Annotated in this window: 19 protein-coding genes; 6 read left to right on the top strand and 13 right to left on the bottom strand. The window is 65.2% G+C overall.

What is annotated here, in order from left to right; genetic code table 11:
- The first annotated feature begins 199 nt into the window (after positions 1-199).
- Positions 200-505 carry an ATP-dependent Clp protease adapter ClpS gene (gene clpS / locus DY468_RS03140; protein ID WP_164602306.1) on the top strand — a complete coding sequence of 102 codons (306 nt, stop codon included), beginning with the start codon at positions 200-202 and terminating at the stop codon, positions 503-505.
- A 175-nt stretch (positions 506-680) separates the two neighbouring features.
- Here clpS and DY468_RS03135 read toward each other — a convergent pair whose 3' ends face one another.
- The 6 genes from DY468_RS03135 to DY468_RS03110 form a co-directional block, all read right to left on the bottom strand.
- Entirely contained in the window at positions 681-1877 is a 1197-nt protein-coding gene (locus tag DY468_RS03135; RefSeq protein WP_164602304.1) for an adenylate/guanylate cyclase domain-containing protein, read from the bottom strand.
- A 110-nt stretch (positions 1878-1987) separates the two neighbouring features.
- The gene (gene aroC / locus DY468_RS03130; RefSeq protein ID WP_164602302.1) at positions 1988-3076 is read right to left on the bottom strand and encodes a chorismate synthase; all 1089 of its coding nucleotides are present in this window, start codon (positions 3074-3076) and stop codon (positions 1988-1990) included.
- Positions 3077-3174: 98 nt separating this feature from the next.
- Positions 3175-3768: a histidine phosphatase family protein gene (locus tag DY468_RS03125; protein WP_164602299.1), complete on the bottom strand. Its 594-nt coding sequence runs from the start codon at positions 3766-3768 to the stop codon at positions 3175-3177.
- 145 nt (positions 3769-3913) lie between these two features.
- Positions 3914-4735, bottom strand: coding sequence for an enoyl-ACP reductase FabI (fabI, locus tag DY468_RS03120; RefSeq protein WP_164602297.1), 822 nt, complete (start codon positions 4733-4735; stop codon positions 3914-3916).
- Between the two features lie 197 nt (positions 4736-4932).
- Positions 4933-5904 (bottom strand): DnaJ C-terminal domain-containing protein, encoded by a 972-nt coding sequence (locus DY468_RS03115; protein ID WP_164602295.1) that lies wholly within the window; start codon positions 5902-5904, stop codon positions 4933-4935.
- 117 nt (positions 5905-6021) lie between these two features.
- On the bottom strand, positions 6022-6432 hold the full coding sequence (locus tag DY468_RS03110) for an RT0821/Lpp0805 family surface protein (protein ID WP_164602293.1): 411 nt from the start codon (positions 6430-6432) through the stop codon (positions 6022-6024).
- Between the two features lie 123 nt (positions 6433-6555).
- Between DY468_RS03110 and pdxH the strand changes: the two genes are divergently transcribed.
- Both pdxH and DY468_RS03100 read left to right on the top strand, forming a co-directional pair.
- Positions 6556-7194, top strand: a complete 639-nt coding sequence (gene pdxH, locus DY468_RS03105) for a pyridoxamine 5'-phosphate oxidase (RefSeq protein ID WP_164602291.1) — start codon at positions 6556-6558, stop codon at positions 7192-7194.
- On the top strand, positions 7191-7967 hold the full coding sequence (locus tag DY468_RS03100) for an SDR family NAD(P)-dependent oxidoreductase (RefSeq protein WP_164602289.1): 777 nt from the start codon (positions 7191-7193) through the stop codon (positions 7965-7967). The genes pdxH and DY468_RS03100 overlap by 4 nt, the downstream gene beginning before the upstream one ends.
- Positions 7968-8422: 455 nt before the next feature.
- Here the strand turns inward: DY468_RS03100 and DY468_RS03095 are convergent, their stop codons facing one another.
- The 3 genes from DY468_RS03095 to petA form a co-directional block, all read right to left on the bottom strand.
- A complete protein-coding gene (locus tag DY468_RS03095; RefSeq protein WP_164602287.1) occupies positions 8423-9097 on the bottom strand; it encodes a dienelactone hydrolase family protein in 675 nt (224 codons plus the stop codon).
- A 153-nt stretch (positions 9098-9250) separates the two neighbouring features.
- Entirely contained in the window at positions 9251-11317 is a 2067-nt protein-coding gene (locus DY468_RS03090) for a cytochrome c1 (RefSeq protein ID WP_164602285.1), read from the bottom strand.
- 40 nt (positions 11318-11357) lie between these two features.
- Positions 11358-11885 (bottom strand): ubiquinol-cytochrome c reductase iron-sulfur subunit, encoded by a 528-nt coding sequence (petA, locus tag DY468_RS03085; RefSeq protein ID WP_164602282.1) that lies wholly within the window; start codon positions 11883-11885, stop codon positions 11358-11360.
- Positions 11886-12159: 274 nt separating this feature from the next.
- Here petA and DY468_RS03080 point away from each other — a divergent pair, with 274 nt between their 5' ends.
- From DY468_RS03080 to DY468_RS03070, 3 genes are all read left to right on the top strand, one after another.
- The gene (locus DY468_RS03080; protein ID WP_164602412.1) at positions 12160-12615 is read left to right on the top strand and encodes a tRNA (cytidine(34)-2'-O)-methyltransferase; all 456 of its coding nucleotides are present in this window, start codon (positions 12160-12162) and stop codon (positions 12613-12615) included.
- A gap of 12 nt (positions 12616-12627) precedes the next feature.
- Complete coding sequence (queE, locus tag DY468_RS03075) at positions 12628-13260, top strand: 7-carboxy-7-deazaguanine synthase (protein WP_164602280.1); 633 nt, start codon at positions 12628-12630, stop codon at positions 13258-13260.
- Positions 13261-13337: 77 nt separating this feature from the next.
- Positions 13338-13571: a YodC family protein gene (locus tag DY468_RS03070; RefSeq protein WP_164602278.1), complete on the top strand. Its 234-nt coding sequence runs from the start codon at positions 13338-13340 to the stop codon at positions 13569-13571.
- 141 nt (positions 13572-13712) lie between these two features.
- Here DY468_RS03070 and DY468_RS03065 read toward each other — a convergent pair whose 3' ends face one another.
- The 4 genes from DY468_RS03065 to DY468_RS03050 are packed head-to-tail and all read right to left on the bottom strand — an operon-like array spanning position 13713 to position 16511.
- Positions 13713-14969 (bottom strand): CCA tRNA nucleotidyltransferase, encoded by a 1257-nt coding sequence (locus tag DY468_RS03065; protein ID WP_164602276.1) that lies wholly within the window; start codon positions 14967-14969, stop codon positions 13713-13715.
- Positions 14966-15229, bottom strand: a complete 264-nt coding sequence (locus tag DY468_RS03060; protein ID WP_164602274.1) for a DUF6111 family protein — start codon at positions 15227-15229, stop codon at positions 14966-14968. Before DY468_RS03060 ends, DY468_RS03065 begins: the two co-directional genes overlap by 4 nt.
- The gene (locus DY468_RS03055; protein ID WP_349644239.1) at positions 15226-15861 is read right to left on the bottom strand and encodes a CoA pyrophosphatase; all 636 of its coding nucleotides are present in this window, start codon (positions 15859-15861) and stop codon (positions 15226-15228) included. The genes DY468_RS03060 and DY468_RS03055 overlap by 4 nt, the downstream gene beginning before the upstream one ends.
- A gap of 38 nt (positions 15862-15899) precedes the next feature.
- Complete coding sequence (locus DY468_RS03050; RefSeq protein ID WP_164602270.1) at positions 15900-16511, bottom strand: DUF1285 domain-containing protein; 612 nt, start codon at positions 16509-16511, stop codon at positions 15900-15902.
- Positions 16512-16620 lie beyond the last annotated feature (109 nt).

Here is a 16620-nt window from a genome sequence, read left to right as displayed (position 1 = left end):
AGCCCTCCGGTCGACCATCCACGATGGTGACATGCAACTGGCGTGACGGAAAGCAGGCGAGCCGGTTCCATCCCGATCACTTTCCAGTCACCAGCCATCATGGTTCGTGATCAGGTGGCCGCCGGTTTCGCCACCGGCGACGACGCTGTACAATGTCGCCGACGATTAGTTCACCGGCGAGCGACGGGTCTGACAGCGAATGAGCAACACCGACCTGAAGCCGAAGACCAAGGCCAAAATCAAGGTCGAGCGGCCGAAGCTGCACAAGGTCATTCTGGTCAACGACGATTACACGCCGCGCGAATTCGTGGTCTCGGTGCTGAAGGCCGAGTTCCGGATGACCGAGGACCAAGCCTATAAGGTGATGCTCACCGCGCATCAGCGCGGCGTCTGCGTCGTCGGCGTTTTCACCAAGGACGTCGCAGAAACCAAGGCCACCCGCGCCACCGACGCCGGCCGCGCCAAGGGCTACCCGCTGCTGTTCACGACAGAGCCGGAGGAGTAGAGCCGACGGCGTAGTATCAAAACCGTTGCGCTTGCTAACCGAACAGCGTCATCGCCGGGCTCGACCCGGCGATCCATCCTCTGCAAGACAGCTCTTTCATACGTGCGCTGACGCGCACGATGGATCCGCGGGTCAAGCCCGCGGATGACGCTCGGCAACTTAATGGTTCAGCGTCTCACAGCCCTTCGGCGGCGAGCGGGGTTTCGTCGGTCAGGCCATGCACACGTTCGGCGTGGGAGAAGCCGGCCATCGGGAATTCGCCGAGGTCGCTCCAGCCTTCCGAGCACAGCCCGACGAAATCGCTGGACGCGACCACGGTGCGGCCGAGCCGGGCGGCGAGCCGCTCCAGCCGCGCGGCGAGGTTCACCGCCGGGCCGATGCAGGTGAAGTCGAGCCGGTTGCCGCCGCCGATATTGCCGTACAGCACCTGGCCGACATGCAGCGCGACGCCGAAGCGGAAGCTCTCGATGACATGGTTGCCATCGACGAAATTCAGCGCCGCGATGCTGGCGCGGCATTCATTGGCGGCGGCCAGCATCCGGCCGCAGACTTCGGCGGCGTCGGCGCCGTCGTCGATCGGAAACACCGCGAGCAGGCCGTCGCCCATGAACTTCAGCACCTCGCCGCCATGTCCCGCGATCGCGGCGACCTGACAGTCGAAATAGGCGTTCAGTACCTTGACCATCACCTCCGGCGGCAGCCCGTCCGACAACGCCGAGAAGCCGCGCAGATCGGACAGCCAGATCGCAGCGCGCAGGTGATCGGCGTGGCCACGGCGAATCTGGCCGGCGAGAATCCGGGCGCCGGCGCGGTTGCCGACATAAGTGTCCAGCAGATTGGTGGCGATGTCGCGCAGGCTGATCACTTCGACCAGCCGCGACAGCGGCGGCATCATCGCCCGCAACGCACCGAGCTGAGCGTCGGTGAAGCCGCCGGGCTGCTTGGTGGCGAAACTCGCCGCATGATAGGTGCCGTCGAGAAACCGCAGCGGCAGCGCGGTGTAATCGGTGACGGCTTCGGCGCGCAGATCCTCCAGGAAAGGGAAGTTCTTGCTCTCCGGATCGTCGAGCCGGAAGCGGACCTCGACGCCGTAGTCGTACAGAATCTTCAGCGGGCTGCGCTGATACTCTTCCGACATCTCGACGTCCTGGGTGGTCGAGCCGACCTCGACCTCGCCGTCGGCGCGCCAGATGAAGCGGTGGCCGTAGATGTCGGGGTGCAGGGTCTCGACGAACACGCCGACCCGGTGCAGCGGCAGGCCGGCAGCGACGAGCTGCTCGCATGTCAGCTTCATCTTCATGGCCGGGTCCGGCTCGGAGCGCGCGCCGTCGCTCAGCCAGTCGAGAATGCCGCGGATCTGTTCGGAATGCATGGCAGCACTCTAGCCGCCCGACGTGGCGATTTGTAGCAGGGCCGGACTCATGGCAGTCATCCGCCCGACTCCCGCGGCGGAAGTGAGGCCGTGAGCGGCCCGATCTGCAATCAGCCGCCGATTTGGCCGCGGTGGCGCAGCAGGTGATCGGCCAGCACGCAGGCGACCATCGCCTCGCCCACCGGCACGGCGCGGATACCGACGCAGGGGTCGTGACGGCCCTTGGTCAGGATTTCCGTATCGTGGCCGGCGCGGTCGACGGTCTTGCGCGGGGTCAGGATCGACGAGGTCGGCTTGACGGCGAACCGCGCCACCACCGGCTGACCGGTGGAGATACCGCCGAGGATACCGCCGGCGTGGTTGGACAGGAAGGCCGGCCCATGATTGCCGGTGCGCATCTCGTCGGCGTTCTGCTCGCCGGTCAATTCGGCGCTGGCAAAGCCGTCGCCGATCTCGACGCCCTTGACCGCATTGATGCTCATCAGCGCCGCGGCGAGGTCGCCGTCGAGCTTGCCGTAGATCGGCGCGCCGAGCCCGGCCGGCACGCCCTCGGCGACGATCTCGATCACCGCACCGATCGACGAGCCGGATTTACGGATGCCGTCGAGATAGTCGGCGTAGAACGCCGCCTTGTCCTTGTCCGGGCAGAAGAACGGGTTGTTGCCGATCTCGTCCCAATCCCACTTGTCGCGATCGATCTTGTGGGGCCCGATCTGCACCAGCGCGCCGCGCACCGTCATGCCGGCGATCACCTTGCGGGCGACTGCGCCGGCCGCGACCCGGCTCGCGGTCTCGCGCGCCGACGAGCGGCCACCGCCGCGATAGTCGCGGATGCCGTACTTCGCCTCGTAGGTGAAGTCGGCATGGCCGGGGCGATACTTGTTCTGGATGTCCGAATAGTCCTTGGAGCGCTGGTCGGTGTTCTCGATCTGCAGCGCGATCGGGGTGCCGGTCGTCACCTGCACGCCGGTCTCGGGGTGCACCATCACGCCGGACAGGATCTTCACCTGATCGGCTTCCTGGCGCTGGGTGGTGAAGCGCGACTGGCCCGGCCGCCGGCGGTCGAGATCGCCCTGGATGTCGGCCTCGGTCAGCGGGATGAGCGGCGGGCAGCCATCGACCACACAGCCGATCGCCACCCCGTGGCTCTCGCCGTAGGTGGTGACGCGAAACAGATGGCCGAAGGTATTGAACGACATGGCGCGGACCGCCCCTTTTGGATTGCGCCGGTGTGGTAACGCGCCGGCCGGACACGGTCAAACCGGCCTTAGACGCCACCTGTTCGAGAGAGGCGGGCTCAGCTCACGATCTCGAAGCCGCCGTTGCGGAAGACGTAGACGGCGCCCTGCTGGATCGGGCCTTCCAGCGCCTCGTGCGGGGTCTTCAGGCTGAGCGCGACGAACAGGGTGCGGCCGGTGCCGACATGGCCGACCGCGACCGTATCGCGGGTCAGCGAGGCGACCCAGTCGGTGATGAAGGGCAGCCGCTGGGCATAGCTCTCGCCGCGCGGCGGGGCGACCGACCAGCGGTCGGCCTGACGCGCGGCGTAGATCGCCGGGTCCGAGCGCTCCATCTCGGCCAGCGTGAAGCCTTCCCAGGCACCGTAGGTGATCTCCCGCAGCCGGTCGTCGATCGTGTAGTCCTGCGCCGGCAGGCCGAGCGCCCCGCGCACCAGCTCCATGGTGACGCGGGCGCGGCCGAGCGGGCTCGCCCGGTAGTCCAGCTCCGCCGGTTGCCGGCCATCGCGCGCGAGCAGACCGCCGAGCACGCCGCCGGCCGACGTCGCCTGCCCCCGCCCCTTGTCGTTGAGCGGAATGTCCTGCGTGCCCTGATAGCGCCCGGTCGCGTTCCAGTCGGTCTCGCCGTGGCGGATGAAGTAGATGGTGGGCATGGGCAGTAATCAGGCCTCAACGTCATTGCGAGGAGCGAAGCGACGAAGCAATCCAGCTCCGTGCACCGGGCTGGATTGCTTCGCTTCGCTCGCAATGACGGGATAACTTCAGTGCGCAAACCCCGCGCATGACGATCCCTTTGAACTAATCCTTGCCGCCCAGCGAGATATCCGGCGCGTCGGGGTTCTTCATGCCGACGACATGGTAGCCGGAATCGACGTGATGGACTTCGCCGGTGACGCCGCGCGACAGGTCGGACAGGAAGTACAACGCGCTGTCGCCGACCTCGTCGATCGTCACGGTGCGGCGCAGCGGTGCGTTGTATTCGTTCCACTTCAGAATGTAGCGGAAGTCGCCGATGCCGGAGGCGGCCAGAGTCTTGATCGGGCCGGCGGAGATCGCGTTGACGCGGATGTTCTTCTCCCCGAGGTCGGCGGCGAGATAGCGCACGCTGGCTTCCAACGCGGCCTTGGCGACGCCCATCACGTTGTAATGCGGCATCCACTTCTCGGCGCCGTAATACGTGAGGGTGATGATCGAGCCGCCGTCGGTCATCAGCTTCTCGGCGCGCTGGGCGATCGCGGTCAGCGAGTAGCACGAGATCAGCATCGACTTGGAGAAGTTCTCCGGCGTGGTGTCGACGTAGCGGCCGTCGAGTTCATCCTTGTCGGCGAACGCGATGGCGTGGACCACGAAATCGATCTTGCCCCACTTCTCCTTCACCACATCGAACACCGCGTCGATCGTGGCGCCGTCGGTGACGTCGCAGTGCCCGAGAACGAGACCGCCGAGCTCGGCTGCGAGCGGTTCGACCCGCTTCTTCAGCGCATCGCCCTGATAGGTCAGCGCAATCTCGGCGCCCTGGGCGCGGCAGGCTTTCGCAATGCCATAGGCGATCGAACGGTTGTTGGCGACGCCGAGAATGACGCCGCGCTTGCCCTGCATCAGGCCGGAAGCTGTCGACATGGAGGATCCTATCGTCTTGCAATCGGCCTTCGACCTACACCACCGCCCGGGCCGGGTACAGCCCAATGTCCACCTGCAAATTCAACCATTTGGGCAAGGAGGCGGACGCGCAAGGAGGTGCTGAATCGAGCTGGTCGACGATGCGCTTAAAGCCGCGCGCTGTTGCAGCGCGCGGCCTGTTCATCAAGCGATCCGGCTCAGCCGAGATCGCCGCGCGGATTGTAGGGGTGGCTGTCGCGCCACTTCTGCATCAGCTTTTCCAGCTCGGCATCGTGGCCGTCGGGGAGGATGATGCGGGTGGTGACGAACAGATCGCCGGTCGCGCCGCCTTTCGACAGCCCCTTGCCCTTGAGCCGGAAGATGCGCCCGCTCGAGGTATTCTTCGGGATCGACAGCTCGATCGCGCCTGTCAGCGTCGGCACCCGCACTTTGGCGCCGAGCACCGCTTCGTACAACGTCAGCGGCAGCTCCAGCTTCAGATCGTTGCCGTCGATCTTGAAGTAAGGATGCGGGGCGATGTTGACGGTGATCAGCAGGTCGCCGGCGCGGTGGCCGGGCGCGCTCTCGCCCTGCCCCTTCAGCCGGATCTGCTGGCCCGCATTGACGCCGGCCGGAATCTTGACGTTGAGTTCCTTGCCGCTCGGCAGCCGCACGCGCTTTTCGGTGCCGCGCACGGATTCCTCCAGCGTCACCGTCATCGACACCGACTGATCGAGATCGGGCGCAAAGCCGGTGTCGAAATCGAAACCCTGGGTCCGGCCACGCGCGCCGGCACCGCGCGCGCCGGCCGCGCCGCCGAACATCGAGTTCAAAATATCCTCGAACCCGGCCGCGCCGCCGAATCCGCCCCCGGGGGCGCCGCCGCCGCTGCGGAAGGAATATTGCTCGAACCCGCCGGCGCCGCCCGCGCGGCCACCGCCGCCGCCAGGAAAGCCCTGGAAGCGCGGCTTGCCTTCGGCATCGATCTCGCCGCGGTCGTATTGCTTGCGCTTGGTCTCGTCGCCGAGGATTTCGTTGGCGGAATTGATTTCAGAGAAGCGCGCGGCGGCTTTCGGATCGTTCTTGTTGCTGTCGGGGTGATGCTTCTTCGCCAGCTTGCGATAGGCGCTTTTGATCGCCGCAGCGCTGGCGTCCCGCTGCACCCCCAGGACCTCATAGGGGTCGCGCATCCGTCTCGTCTCCTTCAGGAATTCGAACTGTGGGCGAACGCCCGTCGGTAGTCATCTGGGGGTTTCATGTCGTTTTTGCAACCGGAATCGGCTCGATTGCCGATGCAATCGACCGGTTTAGCCGCGCCGCCACGGTTTGAGCGCACGGACTTCCCAATGGCCGCGCGGGGTGCGGCAGGCTGCGCCCTGCATCCAGCTCTCGGTCTGGTCCCTCACATAGGAGGCGAGAAAATCCCGACAGGTCCGCCCTTCGTTGCTGTAGGCGGCCGCCAGCGGCGTCACCGAGCCACGCGCACCGGTCGCCGGATTCTCCCACGGCTGGCTCGAATCCTTGTCGCCTTTGGTCAGGACATCGGAGGCGGCCATCCGCGCCAGCGCCAGATCGGCCTCGGTCGGTCCGTCGTCCTTGGCCGGCAGGATCGCGCCGATCGAGCCGGTGAAGTCGCTCGAATCCATCTGCGCGAACGGTCCGTCGCGCCCGGTCATGCCGCAGCCGCCGAGCGAGGCACCGATTAGAATCGCTATCATTGCCGAAGCAGGCTGCAGGATCGCCGATAGGCCAATGCGTTGCGGTGCCCTATATAGGTCGAACCTACATAGAACCTGCAGCGCGTTCCGGACCGCGGTGAAGCACAATTCGGATTTCCTCGCATGAGCGACCCTACGATCAGACCACAAAGTGAGTTAACGTCCGGTGATTTCACCGCCGCAGAGAATCCGTTTGCGCTGTTCGCCGAATGGCTTGCCGAAGCGAACCGGTCCGAACCCAACGATCCGAACGCAATGGCGCTGGCGACCGTCGATGCCGACGGCCTGCCCGACGTGCGCATGGTTCTAATGAAGGGCTATGACGACCACGGTTTCGTATTCTACAGCCACATCGCCAGTCAGAAGGGCCGCGAACTCGCCGGCAATCCGAAGGCGGCGCTGCTGTTTCACTGGAAATCGCTGCGCCGGCAAATTCGGATTCGCGGCACGGTAACGCCGGTGACCGACGCCGAGGCCGACGCCTATTTCGCCACACGGCCGAAACAGGCGCAAATCGGCGCCTGGGCGAGCAAGCAGTCGCAGCCGTTGGAAAGCCGGTTCGCGTTCGAGCAGGCGATCGCCAAGGTCGCCGCGCGCCATCTGGTCGGCGAGGTTCCGCGGCCGCCGGGCTGGAGCGGCTGGCGGATCACGCCGAGCCGGATCGAATTCTGGCACGACCGTCCGTTCCGCCTGCACGACCGTATCGAATTCTGCCGGGACACCCCGGATCACCCCTGGATCAAGACAAGGCTGTATCCATGAGCCCCGACTCACTGAAGCCGCGCCCGCCCGAGAGCAACGCGCCGCGCCGGACCATGATTCTGACCGGCGCCAGTCGCGGCATCGGCCATGCCACGGTGATCCGCTTCTCCAGCGCCGGCTGGCGAGTGATCACTTGCTCCCGTCACCCGTTTCCGGAGCAGTGCCCGTGGGGCGCCGGCCCGGAAGACCACATTCAGGTCGACCTCGGCGACCGCGCCGACACGCTGCGGGCGATCGATGAGATCCGCGAGCGGCTCGACGGCGGCGTGCTGCATGCGCTGGTGAATAACGCGGCGATCTCGCCGAAGGCGGCGGGCGGTTCCCGTCTCGGCACCATCGACACCGAACTCGACACCTGGGAGCATGTGTTCCGGGTGAATTTCTTCGCGCCGATCATGATGGCGCGCGGACTGATCGAGGAACTGAAGGCGGTCAAGGGCTCGGTGGTGAACGTCACCTCGATCGCCGGCTCGCGCGTGCACCCGTTCGCCGGTGCCGCCTATGCCACCTCGAAGGCGGCGCTCGCGGCTCTGACCCGGGAAATGGCGGCCGACTTCGGCCATGTCGGCGTCCGGGTCAATTCGATCGCGCCGGGCGAGATCGACACCTCGATCCTGTCGCCGGGCACCGAGAAGATCGTCGAGGAGCAGATCCCGATGCGCCGGCTCGGCACCCCGGACGAGGTCGCCAAGATCATCTACGTGCTGTGCACCGAAACCTCGTCCTATGTGAACGGCGCCGAGATCCACATCAACGGCGGCCAGCACGTCTGATCCTGCGGCCGGCCTTCCGCCCGCCCCCCCCAAAACGTCAACGCCCCGCTTCCGATCACATCGGAAACGGGGCGCTGCAGACGATCGCATCGATTTTGCCGCATGCGGCGCGGCGGCTCGCGGCCGCTACGCCGGTCGTCATCAAATCAATCTGCGCGGAACACTCGCGTCGGCCTCCGGCCGGCCGGCGACTGGAGGGCGACGCCGGCGCTCGAACAATCATCCTCCGATTCGTCATCGAGCAGCGCCGCTCCGCAGTGTCTGCACCGGCGCCCCTCGTCTCCCCGGAGGCCGAGCGGCTTGGCTCGGTAGCTGGCGAGATCGACGACGTTTCGGAGATCCGGGTTCAAGACTTTTTCAAGCATGCTGTCCTCGTGGCGTAGACCCACGTTATCGCAGCAAACCGATCTGCCAAATGTTCAGCCGAATACTCAAATTTTACCGGCCGGCCGCCGTCACGTCAGATGCTTTCCAAAGAACTGCGTCGCACGAGTCCACGCCAGTTCCGCCGCCGCGCGATCGTGCACCGCCGCGCGCTGCTCGTTGACGAAGGCGTGGTCGGCCTCGTAGCGGAAGAACTCGGCCGACTTGCCGGCATCCTTCAGCCCCTTCTCGAACGCGTCGACCACCTGCGGAGTGCACCAATCGTCGCGATTGGCGAAATGGCCCTGCATCGGCACCCGCACTTCCGACGGCTTGGCGGCCTGCTCCGGCGGAATGCCGTAGAACACCACGGCGGCGCTCAGTTCGGGAATCTTGCACGCGCCGATCACCGTCACCGCGCCGCCGAGGCAGAATCCGGTGAGGCCGACCTTGGCGCCGTTGCGCGACAGATAGTTCACCGCGCCGCGCACCGTCTGGGTGGTGGCGTCCATGAAGTCGAGCGAGGTCATCTCTTTGTTGGCCGCATCCGTGTCGTGATACGGCACCACCGTGCCGTTGTAGAGGTCGGGCGCGAGCGCATCGAAGCCGGCATGCGCGAACCGATCGGTCAGTCCCTTGATCTGCTCCGACAGTCCCCACCACTCCTGAATCACCACCACGCCCGGCGCATTGCCGCTGGCGGAATTGGCCAGATAGCCGCTGGCTTCCTTGCCGTCCGGACGTTTGAAAGTGATCAGCGTGCCCATGGTGCCTCCCCGCGAGTTAGATGCGAATGCTTTTGATTATTTTGTCCGGTGCGGCCGCCGGATGCAATCGCTGCGGCGCATCGCGGGCTGGATGCAGACAACAAAAAAGCCCCCGAAGGGGCTTTCCTGTCTCGTTCGCGATGGTCGGTCCGGTTAGTGGACGTTCGACCACACCTTGCGCTTCACGAAGTACAGCAGGCCGGAGAGGATGATCAGGAAGATCATCACCTGCAGACCGAGGCGCTTGCGGGCCTCCATGTGCGGCTCGGAGGCCCACATCAGGAACGAGGTCACGTCCTTGGCGTACTGCTCGAGCGTTTCCGGCGTACCGTCGTCGTAGCTCACCATGCCGGACTGGATCGGCGGCGGCATCTTGATCGAATGGCCCGGGTACCACTTGTTGTAGAACGAGCCGTCCGGGAGACTGAAGCCTTCCGGCGGGGTGTCTTCGTAGCCCTGCAGCAGCGCGGCGATGTAGTTCGGGCCCTGCTCCTGGAACTGAGTGAAGAAGTCGAAGATGAACTGCGGGAAGCCGCGCGAATAGGTGCGTGCCTTCGCCAGCAGCGACATGTCGGGCGGAGCCGCACCACCGTTGGCCGCGCGAGCAGCCTGCTCGTTCGGGAACGGCGAGTGGAAGGTGTCGGCAAGCCGGCCGGGACGCTCGAACATCTCACCCTGATCGTTCGGGCCGTCCTTGATCTGAGCTTCGGCCGCGATCGCCTTGGCCTGCTCGACGGTGAAGCCCGGGCCGCCCGGCTCGGCGAGGTTGCGATATTGCAGCAACTTCAGCGAGTGGCAGTTGGAGCAGACTTCCTTGTAGATCTTGAAGCCGCGCTGCAGCTGGGCGCGATCGTAGGTGCCGAACGGACCCGCGAAGCTCCACTGCAATGACGGCGGGTTCTCACCGCCTTCGTTGGCCTTGGCCGGCTGCACGCCGCCGACCATCAGGCCGCCCGCGAACAGCACCGCCACGAGGCCAGCCACCGCCTTGGTCACCTTGCCCTTGTTGAGCACGTCTTCGGCGATCGAGTTCGGCAGCGGCAAGGTCTTTTCCATCCGACCCAGCACCGGGAGCACGATCAGGAAGTAGGCGAAGTAGAAGAAGGTGAACACCTGACCGAGCGTGGTGTAGATGCCCTCCGCCGGCTTCGAGCCGAGCCAGCCGAGCACCAGGCAGGTCGCCACGAAGCCCCAGAAGAAGCGCTTGGCGATCGGCCGATAGCGCGACGAGCGCACCTTGCAGCTATCCAGCCAGGGCAGGAACAGCAGCACGATGATCGCGCCGAACATCGCGATGACGCCCAGCAGCTTGTTCGGGATCGAGCGCAGGATCGCGTAGAACGGCAGGTAGTACCATTCCGGCACGATGTGCGGCGGGGTCACGCCCGGGTTGGCCGGAACGTAGTTCTCGGCGTCGCCGAGGTAGTTCGGCATGTAGAAGATGAACCAGGAGTAGAACACCAGGAAGCACGACATGCCGAACACGTCCTTGAGGGTCGCGTAAGGCGTGAACGGAACGGTGTCCTTTTCGGTCTTCGGCTCGACGCCGGCCGGGTTGTTCTGGCCAGTGACGTGCAGCGCCCAGACGTGCAGCACGACGACGCCGGCGATCACGAAGGGCAGCAGGTAGTGCAGCGAGAAGAAGCGGTTCAGGGTCGGATTGCCGACCGAATAGCCGCCCCACAGCAGCGTCACGATGCTGTCGCCGACCACCGGGAACGCCGAGAACAGGTTGGTGATCACGGTGGCGCCCCAGAAGCTCATCTGGCCCCACGGCAGCACGTAACCCATGAAGCCGGTCGCCATCATCAACAGGTAGATGATGACGCCGAGGATCCACAACACTTCGCGCGGCGCCTTGTACGAGCCGTAGTACAGACCGCGGAGCATGTGGACGTAGACGGCGATGAAGAACATCGACGCGCCGGCGGCGTGCATGTTGCGCAGCAGCCAACCGTAGTTGACGTCGCGCACGATCCGCTCGACCGAGTCGAACGCCAGATCGACGTGCGGGGTGTAGTGCATCGCCAGCACGATGCCGGTGACGATCTGCACCGCCAGCATCATCGACAGGATGGCGCCGAACGTCCACCAGTAGTTCAGGTTACGCGGCGTCGGGTAGGCGATGAAAGACGAATGAACGAGGCCCGCGATCGGCAGGCGCTGCTCCAGCCACTTCATCAAGGGGCTTTGTGGCTGATAGGTCGAGGGTCCGCTCATGATGCGATCCTAGTAAGCAATGGTACGGCGCGCGGGAACGTCAGCCGATCTGGACTTTGGTGTCGGAGACGAATTGGTAGGGGGGAATCGGCAGGTTGAGCGGCGCCGGCCCCTGACGGATGCGGCCGGAGCTGTCGTACTGCGAGCCGTGGCACGGGCAGAAGAAGCCGTCGTACTTGCCCTCGTGCGCGATCGGAATGCAGCCCAGATGGGTGCAGATGCCGACCACCACCAGCCAGTTCTCGTGGCCTTCCTTGGTCCGCGCCTGATCGGTCTGCGGATCCTTCAGATCGGACAGCGGCGTGTTGCGCGCTTCCTCGACCTGCTTCGGGGTGCGGTTCATGATGTAGATCGGCTGACCGCGCCAGAACACCTTGATGTCCTGCCCCTGAGCGATCGGAGTGAGATCGACTTCGATCGGAGCGCCGGCGGCGATGGTCGACGCGTCCGGGTTCATCTGCGAGATGAACGGCCACACCGCGGCCGCCGCACCGACGGCGGCAACCGCGCCGGTTGCGATGTAGAGAAAATCACGGCGTGTCGGTTCCGCCGAAGCCTCTGTCGTCACGATCCCAAGCCCTTTCATCTCTGCGACCGGCACAGCGCTCTCGGCAAATTTGCGAGATCATTGCCCGGGGAGGTCGCGAGATCGGCGGCCTTCAGATGCCCCGGGCCGCTTGTCATGGCCGGTCGGGTAGAACAGACAGTCCAGAATCGTTCTATTGGCACCCTTGCCGGTAGAGCGCAAGCCCGCGAACGGCTAATTGGCGCGCCTCAAACGATTCAAGGGCGTGTCAGAACACAGCGCACGTTATCGTTCAGTTGATTGGGAGCATTACGGGATGCGGATCGCCTTGTTTCAACCCGATATCCCGCAAAACACCGGCACTATTCTTCGGTTTTGCGCCTGTTTGAACGTCGAAGCCCACATCATCGAGCCGGCCGGCTTCCCGACTTCCGATCGGCATTTCCGCCGCGCCGGGATGGACTATCTGGATCAGGTCAGCATTATCCGGCACGATTCCTGGCTAAAATTCGAGCAATGGCGGGAAAACACCGGCTGCAGGCTGATTTTACTTACGACCAAAGGAGAAAGACCTTATTTCCAACAGCGTTACCAGCCGACTGACGTACTGATGCTCGGCCGCGAAAGCGCCGGCGTCCCGGACGAGGTCGCGGCCGCCGCTGACGCCCGGTTAGTAATTCCCATGCAGCCCGGCCTGCGCTCACTGAACGTCGCGATGGCCGCCGCGATGGTGACCGGCGAGGCGCTGCGGCAAATCCAATTCGCAGAGTAAGGACAAACGCGGGTGAGCTACGCGGTTAAGGAAATCTTTCTGACGCTGCAGGGCGAAGGCGCCCATGCCGGCCGCGCCGCCGTATTCTGCCGGTTCGCCGGCTGCAATCTATGGACCGGCCGCGAGCAGGACCGTGACCAGGCGACCTGCAAATTCTGCGATACGGACTTCATCGGCACCGACGGAACGCTCGGCGGGCGCTACGCGGAGGCCGACCTGCTCGCCGATACGATCGCGGCGCAATGGAGCGGCGATGCGCGCGACCGCTACGTCGTGATCACCGGCGGCGAGCCGCTGCTGCAGCTCGATTCCGAACTGATCGCTGCGCTGCACGCGCGCGGTTTCGAAATCGGCGTCGAGACCAACGGCACGATCGCGCCGCCGGACGGCATCGATTGGCTGTGCGTCAGCCCGAAGGAAGGCGCCGAGCTGCGTATTCGCAGCGGCGATGAATTGAAGCTGGTGTATCCGCAGCCGGGCGCGATGCCGGACGACTTCGCCGCGCTCGATTTTGCGCGGTTCTCACTGCAGCCGATGGACGGCCCAGAGCGCGACGACAACACCACCCGCGCGATCGCTTACTGCCTGCAGCATCCGCAATGGCGGCTCAGCCTGCAGACCCACAAAATCACCGGCATCCGGTAGCTCGCGCCGGCGTGATCGGGCTGTCATGACGAATCGCTAGGCTCGCCCCAAGGTCAACAACCGAGTGGGAGCCGACCATGGACTTGAAACCGGGCGATATCGTCATGCTGAAATCCGGCGGCCAGGCGATGACGGTGGCGGAAGCCAATGCCGACAGCGCGACCTGTCTGTGGATGGGCGAGGACGGCGATCTGTTCCGCGAAACCTTGCCGCTCGCCGTGCTCGACTCGATCGCCGTCGAAGTCGGCGACGATGATGACGATGAAGACGAAGACGACGATCTGGACGACGAGCAGACCAAGGTCGCCTGAACGAGCAGGCTGTCTTCGCCTTGACTGGCGCAGTCGCGGGTCATTGCGGCTGCGCACTTTCCTAAATGCGCCGGACGCGCGCAGTCGCCGCGAGCCTCATTCTCTTCGGTGATAATCGCCGCTTCCGCGACAGCCGCCCAACTACAACAGATGATCGCGCGCAAACCGCGCCGCGGTCTGATCGGCGATGGTGCGGAGTGCGGCCGGATCGAGCGGAAAGTCGGCGGCGAGCCAGGCATCTTCGGCCAGTGTCAGGACGTGGCCGAGCGCCGGACCGGCGGCGAAGCCGCGGGCGAGAAAATCGGCGGCCTTGAGCGGAAACGTCGGCGCCTGCCAGCGCTGCGGCAACGCGATCTGCCGATGCCACGGCGCCGGATCGGCGGTGCGGCCGGCGCGCGCCCAGGCCAGCATCATGCGATCGTGAAACCGCGCTTCGCCGAGCCGATACAGCCGCCGCCGTGCGGTGGCTTCGTCCATGCCGGCGAGCCGCCACCAGCGGTGCCCCATCGAGTCGAGCCGCTTGGCTTCCACGTTCGACAGCCGCAGCCGCTGTGCCAGGCGCTTCGCGTCCTCGGTCACGGCGACCGCCAGCGCGCCGAGCCGCCGCACCGGATCAGCGTCGAGCCCGAGCGCGCGTTCGGCGCCGATCATCGCGGCGAACGCGCCGAGATAAGTGACACCGCCGAGCACCGCGAGCAGCAGCCCGCCGTCGGCCATCGCCACCACCGAGGCTTCGGCGCCGTCGGCGATCATCAGCTTCAGCATCTCCATCCGCAGCCGTTCGGCGGACAATGTCGAAAGGCCGCTGCGACCACGGATACAGGCCAAATACGCATCGCGGTCCGGGGCGCCGACGCCGTAAGCGGCGTGGATGCGGAAGAACCGCAGGATGCGCAAGTAATCCTCGGCGATCCGCTGATCCGGATCGCCGATGAAGCGGACCCGCCGGGCCGCGATGTCGGCGAGGCCGCCGACGTAATCGTGTACCGTGCCGTCGGCCGACATCGACAGCGCGTTGATGGTGAAGTCGCGGCGCTGCGCGTCGCGCTCCCAATCGCGGCCGAACGCCACCTTGGCCTTGCGGCCGAAGGTCTCGACGTCCTCGCGCAGCGTGGTGATTTCGAAGCCGTGACCGTCGAGGACCAGCGTCACGGTGCCGTGCTCGATCCCGGTCGGCACCGCCTTGATGCCATCGGTCTTGGCGCGGCGGATCACGTCTTCCGGAACTGCGGTGGTGGCGATATCGATGTCGCCGATCGGCTGGCCCAGCAACGCATTGCGCACGGCACCGCCGACAACCCGTGCCTCTTCGCCGTCGCCGTTGAGCAGCGCGAGCACCCGCGCCGCCGGTCCCGTGTGCAGCCACGGTGCATTATTGCGCACCGGCACGTCGGTCATTTCTCGTCCCCAGGCACCAGCCTGCCGTTCTCAAGATGCGCCGGGACATAGGTCGATCCCGGCGGTGCGCCCGAATATTGCACCAACAGCAGCAAGCTCAGGATCACCAGCACCAGAGCCGCAGCCGTCAGCCACCCGACCACGCGCAGTGGCCAGGAGGCAGGATGCAGCATCGCCTCCCGCGTGGCGATCAGGAAGATCGCGTAGAGCACGAAAGGTATGAGGAATATTCCGACCTCGGTGAGGACCGCACGAATCATGGCAGACAGACTCGCTCGTACAACGCGCGCAGGATGCCGGCGGTCGCTCCCCAGATGTAGCGCTCGGCGAACGGCATCGCGTAGTAGGAGCGCTGCACGCCGCGGAACTCCTTGCTGTGCAATTGATGATTGCCGGGGTCCATCAGAAACGCGAGCGGCACTTCGAAGGCGTCGTCGACTTCCGACTTGTTGATGGTGAGCGCGAACCCTGGTCGCACCCGTGCCACCGTCGGCAAGATCCGAAAACCGAAGGCCGTGCCGTAGACATCGAGATAGCCGATCGGCTCCACATACGACCGATCGAGGCCGATCTCTTCTTCGGCCTCCCGCAGCGCCGCGTCGAGCGGCGAGTTGTCTGTGGCGTCGATCTTGCCGCCGGGAAACGCGATCTGGCCGGCATGATCGTTGAGATGCGCCGCCCGCATCGTCAGCAGCACGGTCGGTTCGGCGTGTTCGACAACCGGAATCAGCACAGCGGCGGGGCGGATCGGCCGCTCCTGCGCGATCGTGCGCAGCATCTGGTCGTTACCCGCATCGCCGGTGGCCGGAATCACGGCGGCGTCGGTGAGCGCCGGCGGCACGTCGAATCGCAACCGCCGCAGGGCCCGATCGAAGAAGTCCGCCGAACTGATGCTGCTACTGGCAGACTGCGTTCCCGTCGTCGGTCCGATCAATGCGCTTCCCTCATCAGCTCGGCATCGGCCATGGCGAAGAATGTGCCGCCGGAGGCAATGCCGAACATCGAGTGTCCATCGACCACCCGCTCCACACCGATGTCAACCAGATCGTAATACACCGCCCGTGTCACCTTCGCCCATAAATCGGCACGTACATGAAGGTACGGTGTAACTCCGCCGTCCGCGGCGACCTCGAACCTGAGCCTGTGATCAGCGTCACAAGCGACCCAATCGTCGACATTGGTCCGGAAGCGCAGCAGCGGGCCGCGATCGTCCTGATCCTTCACCATTTCGACAGCGAGAAACGGCGCGTCATCGACCGTGATTCCGACCTTCTCGACCGGCGTCACCAGAAAGTGCTTGTCGCCTTCGCGCTTCAGAATGGTCGAGAACAGCCGCACCAGGGCCGGTCGGCCGATCGGCGTGCCGAGATAGAACCAGGTTCCGTCGGTGGCGATGCGCATGTCGAGATCGCCGCAGAACGGCGGATTCCACAGATGTACGGGCGGCAAGCCCTTGCCCTTGGCGGCGCTCGCCGCAGCGTCCCGCGCGGCCGCGGTGAGGCCGTCGAGATCGTGCGATGAACTCTGCCCTTGCTTCGCCATTGTTTACCCTGACCTTCGATTTACGCCCTGGCACGATAGCTGCACCATTTCGCCATGCGCAGCATGATTTAACTCTCCACAACGTGATCCGCGCCAACCCGCGATGTTC

Origin of the sequence: Rhodopseudomonas sp. BR0M22 (assembly GCF_010907035.1) — a bacterium.
Taxonomy (GTDB): domain Bacteria; phylum Pseudomonadota; class Alphaproteobacteria; order Rhizobiales; family Xanthobacteraceae; genus Rhodopseudomonas.
Note: the sequence above shows the minus strand (reverse complement) of the source record. Positions and strands in the feature narration are given on the sequence as shown.

What these genes read in the sequence shown, in the direction of transcription:
- clpS (WP_164602306.1), top strand. Translation starts at nt 200, where the DNA reads ATGAGCAACACCGACCTGAAGCCGAAGACCAAGGCCAAAATCAAGGTC.
- DY468_RS03135 (WP_164602304.1), bottom strand. Translation starts at nt 1,877, where the DNA reads ATGCATTCCGAACAGATCCGCGGCATTCTCGACTGGCTGAGCGACGGC.
- aroC (WP_164602302.1), bottom strand. Translation starts at nt 3,076, where the DNA reads ATGTCGTTCAATACCTTCGGCCATCTGTTTCGCGTCACCACCTACGGC.
- DY468_RS03125 (WP_164602299.1), bottom strand. Translation starts at nt 3,768, where the DNA reads ATGCCCACCATCTACTTCATCCGCCACGGCGAGACCGACTGGAACGCG.
- fabI (WP_164602297.1), bottom strand. Translation starts at nt 4,735, where the DNA reads ATGTCGACAGCTTCCGGCCTGATGCAGGGCAAGCGCGGCGTCATTCTC.
- DY468_RS03115 (WP_164602295.1), bottom strand. Translation starts at nt 5,904, where the DNA reads ATGCGCGACCCCTATGAGGTCCTGGGGGTGCAGCGGGACGCCAGCGCT.
- DY468_RS03110 (WP_164602293.1), bottom strand. Translation starts at nt 6,432, where the DNA reads ATGATAGCGATTCTAATCGGTGCCTCGCTCGGCGGCTGCGGCATGACC.
- pdxH (WP_164602291.1), top strand. Translation starts at nt 6,556, where the DNA reads ATGAGCGACCCTACGATCAGACCACAAAGTGAGTTAACGTCCGGTGAT.
- DY468_RS03100 (WP_164602289.1), top strand. Translation starts at nt 7,191, where the DNA reads ATGAGCCCCGACTCACTGAAGCCGCGCCCGCCCGAGAGCAACGCGCCG.
- DY468_RS03095 (WP_164602287.1), bottom strand. Translation starts at nt 9,097, where the DNA reads ATGGGCACGCTGATCACTTTCAAACGTCCGGACGGCAAGGAAGCCAGC.
- DY468_RS03090 (WP_164602285.1), bottom strand. Translation starts at nt 11,317, where the DNA reads ATGAGCGGACCCTCGACCTATCAGCCACAAAGCCCCTTGATGAAGTGG.
- DY468_RS03080 (WP_164602412.1), top strand. Translation starts at nt 12,160, where the DNA reads ATGCGGATCGCCTTGTTTCAACCCGATATCCCGCAAAACACCGGCACT.
- DY468_RS03070 (WP_164602278.1), top strand. Translation starts at nt 13,338, where the DNA reads ATGGACTTGAAACCGGGCGATATCGTCATGCTGAAATCCGGCGGCCAG.
- DY468_RS03065 (WP_164602276.1), bottom strand. Translation starts at nt 14,969, where the DNA reads ATGACCGACGTGCCGGTGCGCAATAATGCACCGTGGCTGCACACGGGA.
- DY468_RS03060 (WP_164602274.1), bottom strand. Translation starts at nt 15,229, where the DNA reads ATGATTCGTGCGGTCCTCACCGAGGTCGGAATATTCCTCATACCTTTC.
- DY468_RS03050 (WP_164602270.1), bottom strand. Translation starts at nt 16,511, where the DNA reads ATGGCGAAGCAAGGGCAGAGTTCATCGCACGATCTCGACGGCCTCACC.